We start from the raw sequence: 20,521 nt of genomic DNA, 5'->3' as shown, positions 1-20,521 counted from the left end.
TCGGGTCGCCCCGCCTCCGACGGCGCCCCGGCGACCCGCGGAGTCGTAGGCTTCCCTCGATGCTGACCTTCACCGAGGACCTCGGCCTCCCCGTCCTCGCGCTGATGATCCTCGCCGCCTTCGCCGCCGGATGGATCGATGCAGTGGTGGGAGGCGGCGGCCTGCTCCAACTCCCCGCCCTCCTGCTCGTACCGGGGATCTCGCCGGTGCAGGCGCTGGCCACCAACAAGCTGGCCTCGGTGTTCGGCACGACCACCAGCGCTGTCACGTTCTTCCGACGCGCCAGGCCCGACCTCCGCACCGCGCTGCCGATGGCCGCGGTCGCCCTCGCCGGCAGTTACGGAGGCGCGACGCTCGCGGGTCTGCTCCCCGCCGCGGTCTTCAAGCCGATCATCGTCGTGGCCCTGATCGTCGTCGCCGTCGTGACGATCGCGCGCCCGGCGCTCGGGAGCGTCACCGTGCTCAAGCACGCGGGCCGTCGGCACCTCGTCACGGCCGCCGTGCTCGGACTCCTCATCGGCTTCTACGACGGACTGATCGGCCCCGGCACGGGGACCTTCCTGATCATCGCGCTGATCACCGCCCTCGGCTACGATTTCCTGCTCGCCAGCGCCAAGGCCAAGATCGTCAACGTCGCGACCAACATCGGCGCACTGCTCTACTTCATCCCCGGCGGCCACGTGATCTGGCTCCTGGGCCTGGTCATGGGTGTCGCCAATCTCGCCGGCGCGTACCTCGGCTCGCGGATGGCTGTCGCGCGGGGGAGTCGCTTCATCCGCGTCGCCTTCCTCGTGGTGGTCGGCGCGCTGATCCTCAAGGTCGGCGCCGACGTGTGGAACGAGAACCTGGCTCCGCTGCTGCGCTGACGCCGCCCGCGCGGGTTAATGCTGCCGAAACACCGGAGTAGCGGTGCTGCAACACCGGTGCAGTTGAGTGGTGCTCCCGCGTCGGCTCGCCCCGGGTCGGCCTCTCGCCTACGGAGTCCCATGACGTTCAGAGTCCTCCAGCATCCGGCCGCTCAGATCGGCATCGCGGCGATCGCCGGCGTCGTGTTCGGCCTCGTCGTCGGCGACTGGGCGGGCAACCTCGAGTTCCTCGGGCAGATCTTCATCCGGTTGATCCAGATGGCGATCGTGCCGCTGGTCATGGCGTCGGTCATCGTGGCCACCGGGTCGATGGGAGGCGCGGGCACGGGTCGTCTCGCCGTGCGGACGTTCGGCTGGATGATCGGCTTCTCTCTCGTCGCGGCCGTCGTCGCGGTCGCCCTCAGCCTCTCACTCCAGCCCGGAGCGGGCGCGACCTTCTCGGGCTCGCTCGATCCGTCGCTGGAGCAGTCGGCGTCGGAGGCGGCGGGCTGGCAGGACACGATCCTCGGGTTCTTCTCGACCAACATCGTCGCCTCGATGTCGACCGCCACGATGGTGCCGATCATCGTCTTCTCGCTGCTGTTCGGCATCGCGCTGAACGTCTACGTCTCGTCGACCGGCAACACCCTGGTGCTCAAGGGCCTCGAGCAGCTGCAGGAGGTGCTGCTCGTGCTGATCCGCCTCGTGATGCGGATCGCTCCGCTCGGAGTCTTCGCGCTGCTCGCCGTGCTCGCCGGTCAGGTCGGCGTCGCGGTGGTCACCACCGCTCTCGCGTACCTCGGGACGACCCTGCTCGGAGTCGTGCTGCTCACCGTGGTGTTCGTGGCTGTGGTCAGCCTGCGCACGCGACTCGATCCGCGTCGCCTCCCGCGCAAGCTCGCCGAGCAGACCCTCATCGCGATCACGACGACGAGTTCGGCGGTCACCTACCCGACGGTGCTGCGCGACACGGTCGAGAAGGTGGGGGTGAGCCGTCGGGTGGCGAACTTCACTCTGTCGATCGGTCTGACGATGGGCTCCTACGGTGCCGTCCTCAATTACACGATCGTCGTCTTCTTCCTCGCTCAGGCCGGAGGCGTCGCCCTCTCGCCCGCGCAGGTCCTGCTCGGGATGGGGCTGGCGATCCTGCTGAACATGGGCACGATCACGGTGCCGGGCGGCTTCCCGGTCGTCGCGCTCTTCCTGGCGGGGACCCTCGGTCTGCCGATCCAGGCCGTCGGCCTGCTGATCGCGGTCGACTGGTTCACCGGCATCTTCCGCACGTTCCTGAACGTCAACGGCGACACATTCGTGGCCATGCTCGTGGCGCACGCCGACGGCGAGATCGACCGCGAGGTCTACTCCGGGGCCCGCACGAGCACCGGGACGATCGACGCCCGCAGCTCCTCCTGACCCCGCCGACGGAACGACGTCGGGCGGCCCCCGTACGAGGACCGCCCGACGTCGTCAGAGGGCAGGATCAGCCGAACGGGATCGAGCCGACGACGACTCCCACCGCCAGCATCACCAGCGAGACGATCACCGCGCGCCAGAGTACCTTGCGGTGGTGGTCGCCGAGGTTCACCGCAGCGAGGGAGACGAGCAGCAGGATCGCGGGAACCAGCGGACTCTGCAGGTGCACGGGCTGCCCGGTGATGGAGGCGCGGGCCATCTCGACCGGCGAGATGCCGTAGTTGGCCGCGCTCTCGGAGAGCACGGGGAGGATCCCGTAGTAGAAGGCGTCGTTGGACATGAAGAACGTCATCGGGATGCTCAGCACGCCCGTGATCACCGCGAGGAACGGGCCGAGGGTCGGCGGGATGACCGCGACGACCCACTCCGCCATCGCGTCGACCATGCCGGTGCCGTTGAGCACGCCGATGAGCACGCCCGCGGCGAGCACCATCGACACGACGCCGACGATGCTCGGCGCGTGCTTGACGATCTCGGAGGCCTGGTCCTTCATCGTCGGGAAGTTGATCAGCAGCGCGATCGCGGAGCCGACCATGAAGACGAACGGCAGCGGCAGGACGTCGGCGACCAGCAGCGTCATCACCGCGAGGGTGAGCACGAGGTTGACCCAGATCAGCTTCGGACGCAGCGTCTCGCGCTCGGGGTCGAGCATCGTGTCGGCCATTGCAGTGTCGGCGTCGTCGGCCTGCACTCGGGCGGCGACCGCCACCTGGGCTCCGCGCAGGGACTGCGGGCCGCGGAGGAACGAGAAGCGCTCGCGGGCGACGGTGCGGATGCCTCCGGTGAGGGCGGCGAAGCCGCCGGTGCGCGGCGCCCTCACCGGCGCGCCGACGAGCTCGGGCTCGAGCATCGGCTCGGCCAGTGCGAGCGAGCCGAGGCGGCGGCGCTCACCGAGGCCCAGGAACCAGGCGAAGACGAGGGTGACGGCCAGGCCGACCGCGAGGGACGGCAGCATCGGCACGAAGATGTCGCTCGGCGAGACCTGGAGGGCGGCAGCGGCGCGGACGGTCGGGCCTCCCCACGGCACGATGTTCAGGGTCCCGTTCGCGAGGCCCGCGACGCAGGTGAGCACGACGGGGTTCATCCCGAGCCGGAGGTAGATCGGCAGCATCGCCGCGGTGGTGACGATGAAGGTGGTCGAGCCGTCGCCGTCGAGCGAGACAGCGCCGGCGAGCAGGGCCGTGCCGAGCACGACCTTCGCCGGGTCGTCGCCGAGTGCGCGGACGATGAAGCGGATCAGCGGATCGAAGAGCCCGACGTCGATCATGATGCCGAAGTACATGATCGCGAACATCAGCAGGGCCGCCGTCGGTGCGAGGCTGCCGATCGCCTCCAGGACCATGTCGCCGATGCCGAGGCCGGCTCCGGCGAAGAGGCCGAAGATCGTCGGGACGACGATCAGAGCGACCATCGGCGTGAGCCGCTTGGTCATGATCAGGGCCATGAAGGCCAAGATCATCGTGAATCCGAGTACTACCAACACAGCTGACTCCTTCGTCCGGTGCCTCCGCCCGGGCGCGGCGAGAGTCCGGCCGGGGGTCCTGGAAACCCTAGGGAGCCGCGCGCTCGGCGCCCGGGTATCGCTCATTACGACGACATCTGCGCATAGTGTGGGTTCTGCGCATTCTGCGCACGACGACGGCGAGGAGAGGCGATGCGCTTCGCGACCCACGTGCTGGTCCTCCAGCTCGCGACCGTCTCGGCCGCCGTGCTGGTGTGCGCCGGACTGGTCACAGCGCTGAGCGTCCAGCAGCTGCGCGGCGAGGCCGAGAAGACGGCGCTCGCCATCGCGCGCACCGTCGCCGAGGACCCGGACGTGCGCGACGCCGTCACCGCCTCCTCCACCGAGCCCGGCCCGCCCACGGTCGACGAACTGCGCAGGGGCCCGCTGGAGGACGTGGCCGCCGCAGTCGAGCAGCGCACGGGCGCGCTCTTCGTCGTGATCACCGACGACCAGGGGATCCGCCTCGCGCACCCCGAGGAGGACCGGCTCGGCGAGCGCGTGTCGACGAGTCCCGACGAGGCGCTGGCCGGCCGAGAGAGCGTCTCATGGGGCACCGGCACGCTCGGCGCGTCGGCGCGGGCCAAGGTTCCGGTGTTCGCCGACGGAGAGGAGCGGGTCGTCGGCGAGGTCAGCATCGGCTTCGCGCGCTCCAGCGTTTTCACTGATCTGCCGACCGCGCTGCTGGGCGTGCTCGCCGCAGCGCTCGCGGGCCTCGTGCTCGCCGCGGTCGCGTCCGTCTTCATCCGCCGGCGCCTCCTGCGGCTGACGCTCGGCCTCGCCCCGGAGGAGTTGACCGCCCTCGTGCAGGATCAGGCGGCCGTGCTCGACGGCGTCGACGAAGGAGTGCTCGCGCTCGACCGCGACGGCCGCGTGGGGGTCTGCAACGCCCGCGCCGCCGCGATCCTCGGCTCGGACGATCCGACCGGGCGTGCGCTGCACGGCCTCCCGCTCGCCGAGCTCGCCCTGCCCACCCCGCTGGCCGACGCGATCGGAGCGGCATTGCACGCGCAGGAGCCGCCGCGCGTCGCGGGCGAGGAGGGCTTCGTCGTGCGCTCTCGCATCGTGTACGTCGACATCCGGAGAGTCACCCGCGGCGACCGCGACCTGGGCGTGGTCGTGGTGCTGCGCGACCGCACCGACCTCGCCGCGCTCAGCCGGCGCCTCGATGCGGTCGGCGCCATGACCAATGCCCTCCGCGTGCAGCGCCACGAGTTCGCGAACCGCCTCCACGTGGTCGCCGGACTCCTCGACGCCGGGCGCACGGAGTCGGCCCGCGACTACCTCGGCGAGGTGCTGACCCGAGGACCGCTGAAGTATCCGGTGCAGCACGCCGACCGCCTGCAGGAGCCCTACCTCCAGGCGCTCGTCGGCGCGAAGGGCATCGAGGCCGCCGAGCGCGGGGTGCTCCTGACGCTCGGCGAGGAGACGCTGGTGCGCGGCACGGTCGTCGAGCCAGAGGATGTCGCCACGGTCGTCGGTAACCTGGTCGACAATGCCGTGCGCGCGGCCGTCGAGGGCCGGCGCGACGTGCGCTTCGTCGAGGTCGAACTGCTCGACGACGGCGACGCTCTCTTCGTGACGGTCGCCGACTCGGGAGACGGCGTCGCCGATCCGGAGTCGCTCTTCGATCGCGGCACCGGGGTAGACCCGGCCGAGGACGACGGCCGCGTGCACGGACGCGGATTCGGACTGCCGCTCTGTCGCGAGGTCGCGGCACGCCGCGGGGGCGAGGTCTGGCTGGCCGACCCCGGCGGAGCGGAGTCGGGAGCCGTGCTCTGCGCGCGCCTCCCCGGAGCGGTGCGGCCTCCCGATCACGACGGCGACGAACGATGAGCGCGGACACGGCGCGGGAGCGCACGGTGCTGGTGGTCGACGACGACTTCCGTGTCGCGCAATTGCACGCGGATCTTGTGGAGGCCCGGCAGGGTCTGACCGCGCTCGCTCCGGTGCACACGGCCCGAGCAGCGCGAGCGGCCGTCGCCGAGCACTCGCCCGACCTGCTCCTGCTCGACGTGCACCTGCCGGACCAGAGCGGCATCTCGCTGCTGCGCGAGCTCGACACCGATGCGTTCGTCGTGAGTGCCGCCTCCGATGGGGCGACGGTGCGGCGGGCCCTGCACGCCGGCGCCCTCGGCTACCTGATCAAGCCGTTCGAGGCGCGGCTGCTCGGCGAGCGGCTCGACGCCTACGTCCGCTTCCGCAATGTGCTCCGCGATGACCGTGCGGCCGATCAGGAGGCGGTGGAGCGGGCGCTGCGGATCCTGCACTCGGGCGACGCCGCGGCCGCCCAGCCGTCGCGCTCGGCGACCGAGCAGCTGGTCCTGGCGCGTCTGGCCGAGTCGGGAGTAGAGCTCTCGGCCCTCGAGGTCGCCGAGCGGGCCGGTATCTCTCGCGCCACCGCTCAGCGCTACCTCTCGGGTCTCGCCGGGCGCGGCCTCGTCGAGATGACCCTCAGCTACGGCTCCACGGGTCGCCCGGAGCACCGGTACCGCGCTCGCTGACGTCATAACGAAGGCTGGGACCCGCGTTCCGGGCCCTGCGGCCCTGGAACGGCGTCCCAGCCTTCGTTGTGCAGACGGTTCAGTGCGTGGCGTCCACGTCGGCGTCCGTGGCCTCGGCCACGCGGCGGCGCTCAGCGGCCTCGGCGGCCATGCGGCGGCCCTTCGGGCTGACGAGGGAGGCGATCACCGTCACGACCAGGACGCCCACGATGACGGTCAGCGAGAGTCCGGTGCCGATCTCGAAGACCTCCACGTGCTCGCCGTTGTTGATGAACGGCAGGTTGTTCTCGTGGAGCGCGTGCAGGATCAGCTTCACGCCGATGAAGGCGAGGATCGCGGCCAGGCCGATGCTGAGGTAGACGAGGCGGTCGAGCAGCCCGTCGATCAGGAAGTAGAGCTGACGCAGGCCCAGCAGCGAGAACGCGGTCGCCGTGAAGACGAGGAAGACGTCGCTGGTCAGGCCGAAGATCGCCGGAACGCTGTCGAGCGCGAACAGGATGTCCGTTCCGCCGATCGCCGCCATGACCAGGATCATCGGCGTGAGGACCTTCTTGCCGTCGATGTGCGTGTAGAACTTGTCGCCGTCGTACTGGTCGCTGGTCTTGAAGATCCGCTTGGCCAGGCGCACCATCACGTTGTCGCTCGAATGGTCGTCTCCCGGCTTCACCAGGTTGAAGGCGGTGAGCAGCAGGATCAGGCCGAAGATGTAGAAGACCCAGGCGAACGAGTTGATCAGCGCGGCGCCGAGGAAGATGAAGCCCGTGCGGGCGATCAGCGCGAAGACGATGCCGAAGAGCAGCACCTTCTGCTGGTCGGCGCGCGGGACCTTGAAGCTCGCCATGATGATCAGGAACACGAAGAGGTTGTCGACCGAGAGCGCCTTCTCGGTGATGTAGCCGGCGAAGTACTCGGAGCCCGGGGTCGGTCCGCCGAAGACGAGGACGCCGAGCCCGAACAGCACGGCGATGCCGACGTAGAGCGCCGACCAGAGCGCCGACTCCTTCAGAGTGGGCTCGTGCGCCTTGCGGACGTGGAAGAAGAAGTCGAAGAGCAGGAGCAGGACGATGAAGACGATCGTCAGCGTCCAGATCAGGGGCGACACGGTCATGAAGGGGCAGGCCTCGTTCGAGAAGGGGATGGGGACGGTCGCGGGGTCTCGCTCGTCTGTAAAACGGTAGCGATCCCGGACCCGGCGCAGGATGTCTCCCGCGCGATCGTGAGTATCCTCTCAGTTCGCGGCGCCGGTGGGGCGCCGAGCGGCCGCTGGGCCACACTGGAGCCCATGCCCGGCACCGCTGTCGACAGGACCTTCGAGGATGCGCACGGCATCACGATCCACTACCGCTGGTGGCCGCATCCGAGACCCCGGGCGATCGTGCAGATCGCGCACGGAGTCGGCGAGCACTCGGGACGCTACGTCGAGCTCGCCGAGGCACTCGTCGCGGCGGGCTACGCGGTCGCTGCCGACGATCACCGCGGCCACGGGCGGACCGGGCTCGAGCAGCACGGCGGCGACCCCTCACGACTGGGGCTGCTCGGCCCGGGCGGCCTGCGCGCGACGGAGGCGGCGATCCGCCGGCTGACGTGCGAGGTCGCCGCCGAGAGCGCGGGCGTGCCGATCGTGCTGCTCGGCCACTCCTGGGGCTCGCTGATGGCGCAGCGGATCGTCGACCGGCACTCGACCGATTACGCAGCGCTCGTGCTGAGCGGCACGGCCTACCGCCTCCCGGGCTACATGAACGCGGGCGACCTCGCCCGGCGGCACCGCGTGCCCGGCGGGCTGGGCCTCGAGTGGCTCTCGCGCGACGAGGACGTGTGGCAGCGGTTCCACGACGACCCCCTCACCTTCACCACGCCGCTCGCGAAGCGGATCGGACCGGTCGAGACCCTGCGGCTACTGGGGCGTCCTGCTCGCCGCGGCGCGCCCGCGCTGCCGCTGCTGCTGCTGGTCGGCACCGACGACACGCTCGGCGGGGAGCGCTCGGTGCGCGCTCTCGCCCACGCCTACCGCCGGCGCGCCGGCTACACCGACGTCTCGGTGCGGGTGTACCCGGAGGCGCGGCACGAGCTGTTCCAGGAGCTCAACCGCGCCGACGTCACCGCTGATCTGGTGGAGTGGCTGGACGAGCGGTTCGCGGGCCCTGCTCGCGCCTAGGCTGGCGTCATGCATGGCGAGTACAAGGTCCCCGGCGGAAAGCTCGTGGTCGTCGACCTCGACGTGGTCGACGGGAGGTTCGCGGGCTTCCGGCTCGCGGGCGACTTCTTCCTCGAGCCCGACACGGCGCTCGCCGACATCGACCGGGCTGTCGTCGGGCTGCCGGTCGAGACCGACGCGAAGTCGATCGCCGCGGCGATCCGGCAGGCGCTGCCGAGCGATGCGGTGCTCCTGGGCTTCACTCCCGAGGCCGTGGCGGTCGCGATCCGCCGTTCACTGCAGAAGGCGACGAGCTGGCGCGATTACGACTGGCGGATCGTCCACGACCGGGCCGTGTCCCCGGCCATGCACCTCGCCCTCGACGAGGTGCTCACGGCCGCCGTCGGCGAGGGCCGCCGCGAGCCGACGTTGCGGATCTGGGAGTGGGACCGGCCGGCCGTCGTCATCGGCAGCTTCCAGTCGCTGCGCAACGAGGTCGACCTCGACAACGCCCAGAAGTACGGCATCGAGGTGGTCCGACGCGTCTCGGGCGGAGGCGCGATGTTCATGGAGGCGGGGAGCGTCGTCACCTACTCACTCTCCGTGCCCGGCGACCTGGTGCAGGGCCTGACCTTCGCCGACTCCTACGCCTTCCTCGACGAGTGGGCCGTCAGCGCCCTCCAGTCGCTCGGGATCGACGCCGTCTACCAGCCGCTGAACGACATCACCTCGCCCTCGGGGAAGATCGGCGGAGCCGCGCAGAAGCGCCTCGGCTCGGGTGCGGTCCTGCACCACGTGACGATGAGCTACGACATCGACGCCGAGAAGATGGTGCAGGTGCTGCGGATCGGGCGGGAGAAGCTCTCCGACAAGGGCATCGCCTCCGCGGTGAAGCGTGTGGATCCGCTGCGCAGCCAGACCGGGCTGAGCCGCGCCGAGATCATCGAGCGGATGACGGCGACGTTCGTGCAGCTGCACGGGGGCGAGGCGGGGTCTCTGAGCGACGAGGAGTACGCAGCGGCCGAGGAGCTGGTGCGCACGAAGTACTCGACTCCGGAGTGGCTGCGGCGCGTGCCCTGAGCCCGACCGGGTTCAGCTCGCGAGGAGCTCCTGGTAGTCGGGGTGGCCGGCGATGAAGTCGGCGACGAACGGGCAGGCGGGGACGATCCTCGAGCCGAACCGCTCGTGCGCGTCGTCCAGGGCCGCCTCGACCAGGGTCGCGCCCAGGCCGGCGTCGCGGTGCTCCGGCGCGATCTCGGTGTGCAGGAACACGATGTCGCCGGCGCGGACGGCGTAGTCGGCGATCCCGACGTTCTCGCCGTCGACCCACAGCGTGTACCGGGAACCGTCCGCGTCGTGACGCACCTCTGAGACCATCGCGCCACTCTACGCGGGGGTCTCCTGGGTGCCGCCTGGAGCCCCCCGCGACTCGCCGACGTGTCGCCGGGTCCGCTCGCACTGGCACAATCGACGGGTGCCCAGGACGATCCAGATCGCGGACGGCGTCCCGGAGACACGGAGCGCGGTGTTCCACGCCGACAACCTCGAGGTCCTGCCGCATCTGCCCGACGGGGCCTTCACGGTCGTCTACCTCGATCCGCCCTTCAACACCGGGCGGGCGCAGGTGCGCACCTCGACCACATCGGTGCGCTCGACGACCGGCACGATCGCGGGCTTCAAGGGCCGCAGCTACGAGCGGATCCGCGGGGATCTGCTCCGCTACGACGACCGCTTCGAGGACTACTGGTCGTTCCTCGAGCCGCGCCTGGCCGAGGCGTGGCGGCTGCTCGCCGACGACGGCACCCTCTACCTGCACCTCGACTACCGCGAGGCGCACTACGCCAAAGTGCTGCTCGATGCGCTCTTCGGCCGCGAGTGCTTCCTGAACGAGATCATCTGGGCCTACGACTACGGAGCGAAGGCCACCCGCCGCTGGCCGACCAAGCACGACACGATCCTCGTCTACGTGAAGGATCCGCGCGGCTACCACTTCGACTCCGCGGCGGTCGACCGGGAGCCGTACATGGCACCCGGCCTGGTCACTCCCGAGAAGGCGGAGCGCGGCAAGCGGCCGACGGATGTGTGGTGGCACACGATCGTGTCGCCGACCGGCCGCGAGAAGACCGGCTATCCGACGCAGAAGCCGGAGGGGATCCTCCGCCGCATGGTGCAGGCGTCGAGCCGCGAGGGCGACGCCGTGCTCGACTTCTTCGCCGGCTCGGGCACGACCGGAGCGGTCGCGCACGCGCTGGGCCGCCGCTTCGTGCTCGTCGACGAGCACGCCGATGCCGTCGCGGTGATGCGGCGCCGCTTCGCCGCGCTCGACCCGGCGCCGCTCTTCCTCTGAGGCGGGCCGGCCTCGACCTTGGCTCCGCCCCGCCCCGCCCCGCCCGGCCCCGCCTCGCCTCGCCTCGCCCCGGCCCGCCCCGCCCCGTGAGGTTCCTCCACAGAGGCGGGATCGGCGGTTCTTCCACCGGTAGCGGATCGCACGAGCCGGAGGAGGGTGCGTGTCCGCCAGAGTGGCGGCATGTCCAGCACTGCTCTCGGAGCCTCCACCCGGCACGCGGCGCTCCGCTCCGGGCCGACGGACGCGCAGCTGAGCGCTCTCCCTGGCCAGCCCTGTCCACAGGGTGCGCCCGCGCGTGATGCCGGTCTCCCCTCTCGACCGAGCGCTCGCCCACCTGCCTCGGCGCGTCGGTCCTCGCAGCTCCTCTCCCACCTGATCGCCGCCGAGGCGCTGCCGACGCGACCCGGAGAGGACGATCCGATCCACCTCGCTGCGACGAGGCGGCACCGGCCCCCGAGGACTCGCGGCGTGATCGGTCACACCCTCGCGGAGACCGACGGAGCCGAGCGGCACGGTCTCCCGGGCACGGCAGCGGCGTCGACGTGGATCGGAGCACGACGGCGGACAGCACCGGACGGACGATGTCCAGTTCTCCCGCGACCGCGAGCGGCTGCTCGCCGGTCGTCGTGCGGGCCGGATCATCGTGGTCGTCCGCGCGGAGGGTCTGGCCGGCGGCCGGGCGCGGACGATCGTCGAGCTGCGTGCTGCTCCCGAGGCCCGCGGCCGGCGACCGTGACGCTCCCCGCAGTCCGGTGCTCGCGAGAGCCCCGACGTCGTCGCACCCGGCGCCGACTGCGACGACTCCTGGAATCTCGCGGGCAGGCCTCAGCTGCTCGCGCGGACCACGAGCGTCGTCGGCATCAGCGTGCGGTGCTCCACCGGGAGGCCCTCGATCCGGGCGGTCAGCAGCTCGATCATGCGCGCGCCGAGCTCGTCCGCGAGCTGGCGCACCGTGGTCAGCGCGGGCACGGCGTTCCGCGCGAAGAGGTCGTCGTCGAAGCCGGCCACCGACACGTCCTCCGGGATGCGTCGGCCGGCCTCGCGCAGGGCGACGTACGCGCCCACCGCCATCTGGTCGTTGGCGGCGAAGACACCGTCGAGACCGGGGTCGCGGGCGAGGAGGCGGCGCATCGCCTCGGTCCCGCTGGCGGGCGAGAAGTCGCCCCACTCCACCAGGTCGTCGGCGAGACCGGCGTCGCTCAGGGCGCCGCGCCAGCCGATCAGGCGGTCGACCCCCGGAGGCATGTCGGCCGGCCCCGCGATGGTCGCGATGCGACGCCGTCCCCGCTCGATCAGGTGCGCAGTGGCGACGGCCGCACCGTCGGCGTTGTCGACGTCGACGAAGTACGAGCCGCGCTCCTCCGGCGAGAGCGGCCGCCCGCCGAAGACGACCGGCAGCGAGTCGGAGAGGGCCGCGTAGGAGTGGTCGCCCGAGTGGTGCGAGACCACGAGCGCGCCGTCGACGTTGCCGCCGAGGAGGTAGCGGCGGGTCTTCTCGCCGGAGGTCTCGGAGGCGATCAGCATCGACAGCGTGTAGTCGGTGTCGGCCAGGCGCATCGCCGCTCCCTGGACGATGGAGGCGAAGAACGGGTCGGCGAAGACGCGCGCCGTCGATTCCGGTACGACCAGCGCGATCGACTGGGTCCTCCTCGAGGCGAGCATCCGAGCCGCATGGTTGGGCACGTAGTCGAGCTCGCCGATCGCCTTCTCGACGGCCGCCACGATCTCGACGGCGACCTGGGGCGCTCCGTTGACGACCCGCGAGACGGTCGCGCGCGAGACTCCGGCGCGCGCGGCGACCATCTCGAGGGTCGGAGAGCGCCCCCCGCCGCGCAGACCCGTTCCCTCGCTCACCGCTCAGTCCAGCGCCGCTGCGGCACTGCCGCCGAGCAGGCGCGAGTAGACCAGGCCCGAGTCCTTCACGATCCGCTCCTGCGTGCCGTAGTCGACCCGGACGATCCCGAACCGCTTCTCGTAGCCCCAGGCCCACTCGTAGTTGTCGAGGAGCGACCACACGAAGTAGCCGCGGATGTCGGCGCCCTCATCGATCGCGTCGGCGACCTTCTCGACATGGTCGAGTACGTACTGGGTCCGGTCGAGGTCGTGCACTCGTCCGTCGACCACCGTGTCGTCGTAGGCGGCGCCGTTCTCGGTCACGTAGAGCGGAGGCACGTTCTCGTACTCGAGCCCGAGGCGGGTCAGCAGGTAGCGCAGACCGTCGGGATTCACCTCCCAGTCCATCGCCGTGCGCGGGAGCCCGCGCGAGGGGAACGTGATGAACTCCGAGCCGACCCACGGAGAGCCGACCTCGCGGTCGGTCGCCTGGGCGAAGTCGTCGGCGCCGGCGGGCAGCGGGTGGGCCGAGACGTTGTCGTCGTGGTAGTGGTTCACGCCGAGGAAGTCGAGCGGGAGCGAGATCAGGTCGAGGTCGCCGTCGACGATCAGCTCGTCCAGCCCGAGGCCGGCGACATCGGCGAGCAGGTCCTCCGGGTACTCGCCGCGCAGCAGCGGGTCGAGGAAGATGCGGTTCTGCAGAGCGTCGAAGCGGCGCGCTGCGTCGAGGTCGGCCTCGTCCTCGGGGTCGTCCGGCACCGCATTGGAGAGGTTGAGCGTGATGCCCAGGTTCTGAGCGCCGAGCTGACGCAGGGTCGAGACCGCGAGCCCGTGCGCGAGGTGGGTGTGGTGCACCGCGGCGAGCGCGGCCTGCTGCGAGATCACTCCGGGCGCGTGGACGCCGGCTCCGTAGGAGAGCAGCGTCGAGCAGAACGGCTCGTTGAAGGTGGTCCAGTGCTGGACCCGATCGCCGAGGCTCTCGTAGACGGCCTCGGCGTAGTCCCGGAAGCGCTCGGCGGTGTCGCGGTTCGCCCAGCCGCCGGCCTCCTCGACGGCCTGCGGGAGGTCCCAGTGGTAGAGGGTCAGCCAGGGGAGGACCCCGGCGCCGAGCAGCTCATCGACCAGTCGCGAGTAGAAGTCGAGGCCTTCGCCGTTCACAGGGCCGTCGCCCGGCTTCACGCGCGACCAACTCACCGAGAAGCGGTAGGAGCCCAACCCCAGCTCTTTCATCAGCTGCACGTCGGCGGGCATCCGGTGGTAGTGGTCGACCGCTACCTCGGGGGTGTCGCCGTTGGCGACCGCTCCCGGGACGCGCGAGAACGCGTCCCAGATGCTGTCCTCCTTGCCGCCTTCGTGGCCGGCTCCCTCGATCTGGGCGGCGGCCGTCGCCGACCCCCAGAGGAACCCGGCGGGCCAGTCGCGCAGAGCGAGGCGGTCGGCCTTCGCGACCTGCTCCGAGAGGTTCGGTGTGACGGAAGAGGAGGGGGTGCTGGCGACGCTCATTGCGGGCTCCTTCGGCGGCTCTCCGACCATCTTAGGGCGTCGGTGGAGCGCTCTCTCGCAGGACTCGACAGCGCTTCGCCGTGCCCCGCCCGCCGCGGAATCCTGCGCGCTCAGGCCCGGTGGGCGCCGTGACCGTCCTTCGGCGCGGTGATGGGCACGGAGTCGGTGCGCACGTCCGGCTCGATGCTGCCGGCAGCGAGGTCGGCGCCGGCTCGCGCAGCGAGCTGCGGATCGGTCCGGCGCAGTTCGGCGGCGCTGTCCTCTGCGAGGTCGTGCGCCTCCTGGATGGCCGACTTGGCCCGCAGCGGCGGGGTCTTCAGGAACCACGAGAGGACGAAGGCGAGGAGCACGACTCCGAGTGCGACCTGGAAGACGGTGACGGTCGCGTCGTTGAAGCCGGTCAGGAACGGCGCGGACAGCGCCCGGTCGGCGGTCGTCAGGAACGACGTGTCGCCGTCGAGCGCTGAACCGATCGCCGCGGTGTCCTGCGACTGGAGAAGCTTCAGGATCCCGGCGTTCGCGGGGTCGGCAGCGATGCTCGGATCGGCCGCGGCCCGCTGGAGGTCCGAGGTGATCGCGGGGTTCCTGAAGGCTGCGGCGATCGTCTCGGGGATGCGGCTGAACAGCACCGAGAAGATGACGGCGGTGCCGAGGGTGCCGCCGATCTGTCGGAAGAAGGTCGAGGCGCTGGTCGCGACTCCCATGTTCGCCACGTCGACCGAGTTCTGCGATGCGAGGGTGAGCGTCTGCATCATCTGGCCGAGCCCGAGGCCGAGCAGCAGCATCCCGCCCATCATGAAAATCACCGGCTTGTCGATCGAGGCGAAGGTGAAGTAGAAGAAGGCGGCCGACATCAGGAAGGTGCCGACGATGGGGAAGGCGCGGTAGCGGCCGGTGCGCGAGATGATCTGGCCCGAGACGATCGAGGCGATCATCAGGCCGAGGATCATGGGCAGCATCAGGAACCCCGACTCGGTGGGCGTCGCTCCGTTGACCAGCTGCAGGTAGAGCGGGATCGCCATCATGCCGCCGAACATCCCGAAGCCGACGAGCACGCCCAGCACGGTCGCCATCGAGAAGGTGGGGGAGCGGAAGAGCTTGAGCGGGATCAGCGCGTCGTCGCCCATCATCCGCTCGGCCGCGATGAAGCCGACGATGCCCAGTGCGCCGACGATGTAGCAGACCCAGGCGATCGGCGATCCCCAGCCCCACTCGCGGCCCTGCTCAGCGATCAGCAGCAGCGGTCCGGCGGCGACGACGACGAGGGAGGCGCCCCACCAGTCGATCCGCACCGAGCGCTCCCCGGCGGGCTTGGGCAGGTGAAGGAAGCGCACCACGATGAAGAGCGCGACGGCGCCGATCGGCAGGTTGATCAGGAACACCCAGCGCCAGCCGGTGATGAAGAGGATCTCGGGGGTGCCGGCGAGCAGGCCGCCGATCAGCGGGCCGACGACGCTCGAGATACCGAAGACGGCGAGGAAGTAGCCCTGGTACTTCGCGCGCTCACGCGGCGGGAGGATGTCGCCCATCACCGTGAGGGCGAGCGACATCAGGCCGCCCGCTCCCAGGCCCTGCACCGCGCGGAAGCCGGCGAGGCCCAGCATCGAGGTGGCGAAACCGGCGAGCGTCGAGCCGATCAGGAACAGCACGATCGCGATCAGGTAGAGCGGTCGGCGTCCGAAGATGTCCGAGAGCTTGCCGTAGATGGGCGTCGCGATCGTCGAGACGATCAGGTAGGCGGTGGTCACCCACGCCTGCTGCGAGAGTCCGTCGAGGTCGTCCGCGATGGTGCGCATCGAGGTGCCGACGATCGTCTGGTCGAGGGAGGAGAGGAACATCCCCGCCATGAGTCCGAAGATCACGAACAGGATCTGCCGGTGCGACATCACGGCGCCGGAGGGCGTCGCGGTCGCAGCGGATGGAGTGGAGGCGGATTCGGCCACGGTGGTCCCCTTGTCTGGCGGACGCGCCCAGGCACGGCTCTCCGCCGCAAACGTTGCGTGCTGCGCAAAGTTACACCGCGTGCGAGGTTCGCGACAGGGGCGGCGGCGAGCCTGAGCGGTATCTCAGGTCCGTCGCTGACGACGTCAGAGGTGCGCCGGGACCACCTCGTCGGCCCAGCCCGCTTCGCGCAACGCGGCACGCGCCTCCGCCCGGGCCGAGTACGGCGTGCGCACCCCGAGGATGTCGCGGTAGTTCTGGTGGCCGGGACCCGCCCAGAGGATCGCATCGCCCTCGTGCGCGAGCGAGACGGCGACACGGATCGCCCGCTTCGGGTCGTCCACCTCGTGCAGATCGGCGTCCGGCCGGGCGGCGAGTGCTGCCTCGACGAGAGTGCGGCGGATGGAGGCGGGATCCTCGAACCGCGGGTGGTGGTCGGTGATCACCAGGACGTCGCTCCCGGTCACGGCCGCCTCGGCCATCGCCGGTCTCTTGAGCGCGTCACGGTCGCCGTCGGCCCCGAAGACCATGATCACGCGACCCGGAGTGACCTCGCGGACCGCCTCCAGCGTGCGCTGGAACGCGTCGGCACTGTGCCCGAAGTCGACGTAGACGGTCGGCCCGCGATCGCCGGAGACGCGCTCGGTGCGCCCGGGGAGTGAGGCGTCGACTCCGCCGTCGCGGTGCAGGGCTGCACGGATCTCGCCGATCGGCCAGCCGGCCTCGATCAGCATCCCGATCGCCAGCGCCGCATTGGCGGCCATGTGCGCGCCGATGATCGGGACCGAGGTCGTGATGGCCCGCCCCTCGCGGTTCTGCATCCGGAACCCGGTGCGGCCGAACTCCTGCTCGAGAACGGTCACCGTCCAGTCGGCGTCCACTCCCGGCAGCGAGGTGACGGTGGTCACCGGGATGCCGGCGGTGTCGCGCAACCGGGCGCCCGAGGGCGAGTCGAGCGACACGACCGCGCGGCGCGCGCGCTCGGGCTGGAACAGCTGCGCCTTCTCGCCGAAGTAGGTCTCCATGTCGCCGTAGTCGTCGAGGTGGTCGTGGCTGAGGTTCGTGAAGCCCGCGACGTCGAAGACCACTCCGTCGACCCGGTGGCGAGTGAGGGCCTGCGCGCTGACCTCGATGGCCGCAGCTCCCACTCCCTCCTCCTCCATGCGGGCGACGAGCGCGTGCAGCTCGGTCGCCTCGGGGGTCGTGAGACCGCTGGTCACGGAGGTGTCGCCGATGTGGCGCTCGGCCGTCGAGCTCAGGCCCGGCACGACTCCCAGCTGCCGCAGGATCCCCTCGAGCATGTGCACGGTCGAGGTCTTGCCGTTGGTGCCGGTGACTCCGAGCAGCACCGGGGAGCGCTCAGCGGTGCCGTAGACCGCGGCGGCGACGGCGCCCAGGCGGGAGCGCGTCTCCTCCACCACGAGCACCGGCAGGCCGGTCGCGCGCGAGGCACCCGCGCCGACCGGGTCGGTGAGCACGGCGGCGGCGCCGCGGGAGGCGGCCTGCTCGACGAAGTCGGCACCGTGGCGGTGCACGCCGGGCAGGGCCACGAAGAGGTCACCCGGCTCGACATCGGAGGCGATGAGGGTCACGCCGCTGATCGCGGCGGACGAGGCGTCGTCGCTCTCGACCTCGAGCGTCCGCGCGAGCGCGGCGAGAGGAACGGACGGAGCATGGCGGGGTCGGAGCATGGGGTCCTCTCGTCGATGGCTCCGTGGGGGTCGTGCGGCCGGTGGTGGCGGCTGCACGCGGAGTCAGGGGTGTCACTGAAGATAAAGGAATCGCATATGTGAATCCTTAGAGGATATGCAAGAGCGGCATGGAGGGGCACGCGGTGGACAACAGTCGCCCCCGGTGCTGTCCGGGCGCCGGCGGCGGGGCGCTGTCTAGGCTCGGGGGATGACGTCGAACGAGAACGCGCCGACCGGCGGCCCCCCCGTCCGCCGCCGCGCCCTGGTCATCGGGGGAGTCGCGGCCGCTGCGGGAGTGACCGCCTTCGGGGTGGGAGCGGCCATCGGGAGCGGCGGGCGCTCGCCGTCGACCGCGCCCTCCTCGGCTGCGCCGACCACTCCGGGGCCGACCGCGGTCGCCACCGCCGAGGGGACGTCGACGGTGGACCCGACCGCGGGGCCGACCGCGACTCCCGCGCCGACTCCGGGGATCGACCTCGGCGCCCACTCCGTCGACGACCCGGCGAGCATCTGGGTCGTCGTCAACAAGCTGCGGACGCTCGCGCCCGTCGACTACATCCCGGCCGACCTCGTCTTCCCCGACGTCCCCTTCGTCAACCGGCAGCCGATGCGGCAGGCGACTGCCGACGCGCTGGTCCCTCTGTTCGCCGCGGCGAACAGTGAGGCGGGTCTCTCGCTCGCGGTGCAGAGTGCCTACCGCTCCTACGAGACTCAGGTGAGCGTCTACGCCGGCTGGGTCTCCTCGCGCGGGCAGGCGGGGGCGGACGCGACCAGCGCGCGCCCGGGGCACAGTGAGCACCAGACCGGGTGGGCGGTCGATGTCGTCGGCGCCTCGGGTACCTGCGCGCTCGAGATCTGCTGGGGTGACACGGCCGAGGGGAAGTGGGTCGGGGCGAACGCGCACCGCTTCGGCTTCCTCGTGCGGTACAAGCCGGAGACGACGCCGATCACCGGCTACGAGTCGGAGCCGTACCACCTCCGCTACGTCGGCACCGAGCTCTCGCACTACCTGCACGATGCCGGGATCCCCACGCTTGAGCGGCTCTTCGGACTTCCGGATGCACCCGATTACGCGCCCGAAACCACGACCTGACCTCCCGATCGATCAGAGACGGGCACGATCGGGCGTGACACGCGCCGCTCGTTACCGTACTGTTATTCGGAGCGCTTTCGGAGGCCCGTCATACAGGTCTCCCACCCGTGCCTGGTGACATGGCGCTTCCCCTGATCCTGCGCCGGTTCCCCCGCCGCGCCGCCGACCCGTGAGACCTCTGTGCCCCCTCGTTCCACCAGTCCCGCCGCTCCCGCCGATCCCCGCGACGTTCCCGCCGCCGCGCCGCTGACCCGCCGCGAGGCCCGTGAGCGCGAGGGCCGTGTCCGTGCGACGACGATGCCCGCCGCGGCCGCGACCGCCGCAGCACCGACGGCTGTCACCGCTCCTGCCGTGTCCGCGTCCGCTGCGCCCGCTCCCGCCGCGCGTCCGTCGGCCCCCGCCCCGCTGCACCCCGCCGGCCAGCCCTTCACCTCCCGCCGCGACCGCCGCGCCGCCGAGGGTCACCGCCTGCGCGCCGTGCCCGCCCGCCGCGGCACCTCCTTCTTCCGGCCCTCGCCCCGCACGATGGCCCTTGCCGTCTCGGGTGGGCTCGTCGTCGTGGCCGTCGCTTCCAGCCTCAGCCTCACGGTCGGAGCGGGCGCCTCCGCCGACTCCGCCGCCGCGCCCGCGCCCGCGACTCCGACCACCTCGCCGCAGCCCACGAGCGCGGCCGCCCTGCCTGCGACCACCAGCTCGGCGCGGGTCATGCTCAGTGCGGTCTCGACCACCTCGGGCACCGTCGCCGGAGGCACCAGCGTCACGCTCGAGGGCGCCAATCTCGATGCGGTCGCCGCAGTCCGCTTCGGCGAGGCCGAGGGGAGTGTCGCGGTCGAGAACCGCGACCAGATCACCGTCACCGCCCCGCCCGCGGCGGAGGAGACCGAGGGAGTCGTCCCCGTGGCCTTCTTCGACGCCGGCGGCAACCCGATCACCTTCGACGCCGTCACCGACTCCGCGGCGGCCGTGACCGTCGACGGTGCCCCCGCCGAGACCGTGCAGCCCGCCGCTGACATCGCGACCCCTGGGCCCACGGTCGCCGGGACGAGTGTCGCGGCCGCGGAGGCGCCGGTCCCGACAGCGACCGGCGTGCTCGCGAGCACGAAGGTCGTCGCATCGGCGATCAGCTTCGCGTACACGCCTGACCCCGCGATCGAGGCCGCGAAGGCCCAGGCCGCGCTCGACGCGAGCCGCCTCGCCTCGCAGCTCGACTACCTCCGCACCTACTGGAACGACTACAACACGGCCCAGTACGGAGTGATCCCGGGCAACGACTGCGTCAACTTCACCTCGCAGTCGCTGATCGCCCGCGGCTGGCAGATGGACGGCGAGTGGAACTATTCCGCTTCGGGCGGTTACAGCTCGGCCTGGGCGTCCTCGACCGCGTTCAACTCGTACCTAGCGGCGCATCCCGAGCGGGCCACGCCGCTCTCGAACTCGGAGCGGAGCCGGGTGAAGCCCGGCGACATCGTGCAGTTCGACTGGGACGGCTCCGGCGATTGGGACCATACGGGCGTCGTGACGAGCGTCTCCGGTAGCACGATCCTCTACTCCTCGCACACCGCGGACAACCACGACCAGAGCATCGACTCGGCCTCGGCCGGTCGGATCATGTTCTGGGGGATCTGACCACTCAGGAGGCGGACGCCCCGGCCCCCG

At 71.1% G+C, this 20,521-nt stretch carries 16 protein-coding genes; 9 read left to right on the top strand and 7 right to left on the bottom strand.

Annotated elements, in window-relative coordinates:
• The first annotated feature begins 59 nt into the window (after positions 1 to 59).
• Both GSU10_RS12445 and GSU10_RS12440 read left to right on the top strand, forming a co-directional pair.
• Entirely contained in the window at positions 60 to 866 is an 807-nt protein-coding gene (locus GSU10_RS12445) for a TSUP family transporter (protein WP_068211947.1), read from the top strand.
• A 120-nt stretch (positions 867 to 986) separates the two neighbouring features.
• Positions 987 to 2,258: a dicarboxylate/amino acid:cation symporter gene (locus GSU10_RS12440; protein WP_068211946.1), complete on the top strand. Its 1,272-nt coding sequence runs from the start codon at positions 987 to 989 to the stop codon at positions 2,256 to 2,258.
• A gap of 67 nt (positions 2,259 to 2,325) precedes the next feature.
• On the opposite strand, the gene GSU10_RS12435 is transcribed toward GSU10_RS12440, so the two are convergent.
• A complete protein-coding gene (locus tag GSU10_RS12435) occupies positions 2,326 to 3,777 on the bottom strand; it encodes a CitMHS family transporter (RefSeq protein ID WP_241972930.1) in 1,452 nt (483 codons plus the stop codon).
• Positions 3,778 to 3,972: 195 nt separating this feature from the next.
• Between GSU10_RS12435 and GSU10_RS12430 the strand changes: the two genes are divergently transcribed.
• Positions 3,973 to 5,655 (top strand): sensor histidine kinase, encoded by a 1,683-nt coding sequence (locus GSU10_RS12430; RefSeq protein ID WP_068211944.1) that lies wholly within the window; start codon positions 3,973 to 3,975, stop codon positions 5,653 to 5,655.
• Positions 5,652 to 6,323, top strand: a complete 672-nt coding sequence (locus tag GSU10_RS12425) for a response regulator (RefSeq protein WP_068211942.1) — start codon at positions 5,652 to 5,654, stop codon at positions 6,321 to 6,323. Before GSU10_RS12430 ends, GSU10_RS12425 begins: the two co-directional genes overlap by 4 nt.
• Before the next feature lie 79 nt (positions 6,324 to 6,402).
• On the opposite strand, the gene GSU10_RS12420 is transcribed toward GSU10_RS12425, so the two are convergent.
• On the bottom strand, positions 6,403 to 7,431 hold the full coding sequence (locus GSU10_RS12420; RefSeq protein ID WP_082845202.1) for a TerC/Alx family metal homeostasis membrane protein: 1,029 nt from the start codon (positions 7,429 to 7,431) through the stop codon (positions 6,403 to 6,405).
• Positions 7,432 to 7,605: 174 nt separating this feature from the next.
• Between GSU10_RS12420 and GSU10_RS12415 the strand changes: the two genes are divergently transcribed.
• Positions 7,606 to 8,478 (top strand): alpha/beta fold hydrolase, encoded by an 873-nt coding sequence (locus GSU10_RS12415; protein WP_068211941.1) that lies wholly within the window; start codon positions 7,606 to 7,608, stop codon positions 8,476 to 8,478.
• A gap of 9 nt (positions 8,479 to 8,487) precedes the next feature.
• A complete protein-coding gene (gene lplAB / locus GSU10_RS12410; RefSeq protein WP_068211939.1) occupies positions 8,488 to 9,537 on the top strand; it encodes a lipoate-protein ligase LplAB in 1,050 nt (349 codons plus the stop codon).
• A gap of 12 nt (positions 9,538 to 9,549) precedes the next feature.
• Here lplAB and GSU10_RS12405 read toward each other — a convergent pair whose 3' ends face one another.
• The gene (locus GSU10_RS12405; protein WP_068211937.1) at positions 9,550 to 9,834 is read right to left on the bottom strand and encodes a GNAT family N-acetyltransferase; all 285 of its coding nucleotides are present in this window, start codon (positions 9,832 to 9,834) and stop codon (positions 9,550 to 9,552) included.
• A 97-nt stretch (positions 9,835 to 9,931) separates the two neighbouring features.
• On the opposite strand from GSU10_RS12405, the gene GSU10_RS12400 reads away from it, so the two are divergent.
• Positions 9,932 to 10,804, top strand: coding sequence for a DNA-methyltransferase (locus GSU10_RS12400; protein ID WP_132505512.1), 873 nt, complete (start codon positions 9,932 to 9,934; stop codon positions 10,802 to 10,804).
• Between the two features lie 825 nt (positions 10,805 to 11,629).
• Here the strand turns inward: GSU10_RS12400 and GSU10_RS12395 are convergent.
• The 4 genes from GSU10_RS12395 to GSU10_RS12380 all read right to left on the bottom strand — a co-directional run bounded on the left by GSU10_RS12395 (position 11,630) and on the right by GSU10_RS12380 (position 17,772).
• The gene (locus tag GSU10_RS12395; protein ID WP_132505558.1) at positions 11,630 to 12,607 is read right to left on the bottom strand and encodes a LacI family DNA-binding transcriptional regulator; all 978 of its coding nucleotides are present in this window, start codon (positions 12,605 to 12,607) and stop codon (positions 11,630 to 11,632) included.
• Between the two features lie 54 nt (positions 12,608 to 12,661).
• On the bottom strand, positions 12,662 to 14,140 hold the full coding sequence (locus GSU10_RS12390) for a GH1 family beta-glucosidase (RefSeq protein ID WP_082845265.1): 1,479 nt from the start codon (positions 14,138 to 14,140) through the stop codon (positions 12,662 to 12,664).
• Positions 14,141 to 14,250: 110 nt separating this feature from the next.
• Positions 14,251 to 16,026, bottom strand: coding sequence for an MDR family MFS transporter (locus GSU10_RS12385; RefSeq protein WP_068212810.1), 1,776 nt, complete (start codon positions 16,024 to 16,026; stop codon positions 14,251 to 14,253).
• A 201-nt stretch (positions 16,027 to 16,227) separates the two neighbouring features.
• Complete coding sequence (locus GSU10_RS12380; protein WP_068212807.1) at positions 16,228 to 17,772, bottom strand: Mur ligase family protein; 1,545 nt, start codon at positions 17,770 to 17,772, stop codon at positions 16,228 to 16,230.
• A 208-nt stretch (positions 17,773 to 17,980) separates the two neighbouring features.
• Between GSU10_RS12380 and GSU10_RS12375 the strand changes: the two genes are divergently transcribed.
• Positions 17,981 to 18,865 (top strand): M15 family metallopeptidase, encoded by an 885-nt coding sequence (locus GSU10_RS12375; protein ID WP_132505506.1) that lies wholly within the window; start codon positions 17,981 to 17,983, stop codon positions 18,863 to 18,865.
• A 180-nt stretch (positions 18,866 to 19,045) separates the two neighbouring features.
• A complete protein-coding gene (locus GSU10_RS12370) occupies positions 19,046 to 20,491 on the top strand; it encodes an amidase domain-containing protein (protein ID WP_132505503.1) in 1,446 nt (481 codons plus the stop codon).
• Positions 20,492 to 20,521: the final 30 nt, after the last annotated feature.

It is taken from the genome of Rathayibacter tanaceti, from assembly GCF_009834165.1.
In the GTDB taxonomy this organism is placed as follows: domain Bacteria; phylum Actinomycetota; class Actinomycetes; order Actinomycetales; family Microbacteriaceae; genus Rathayibacter; species Rathayibacter tanaceti.
This window is presented reverse-complemented; position numbering and strand designations above follow the sequence as displayed.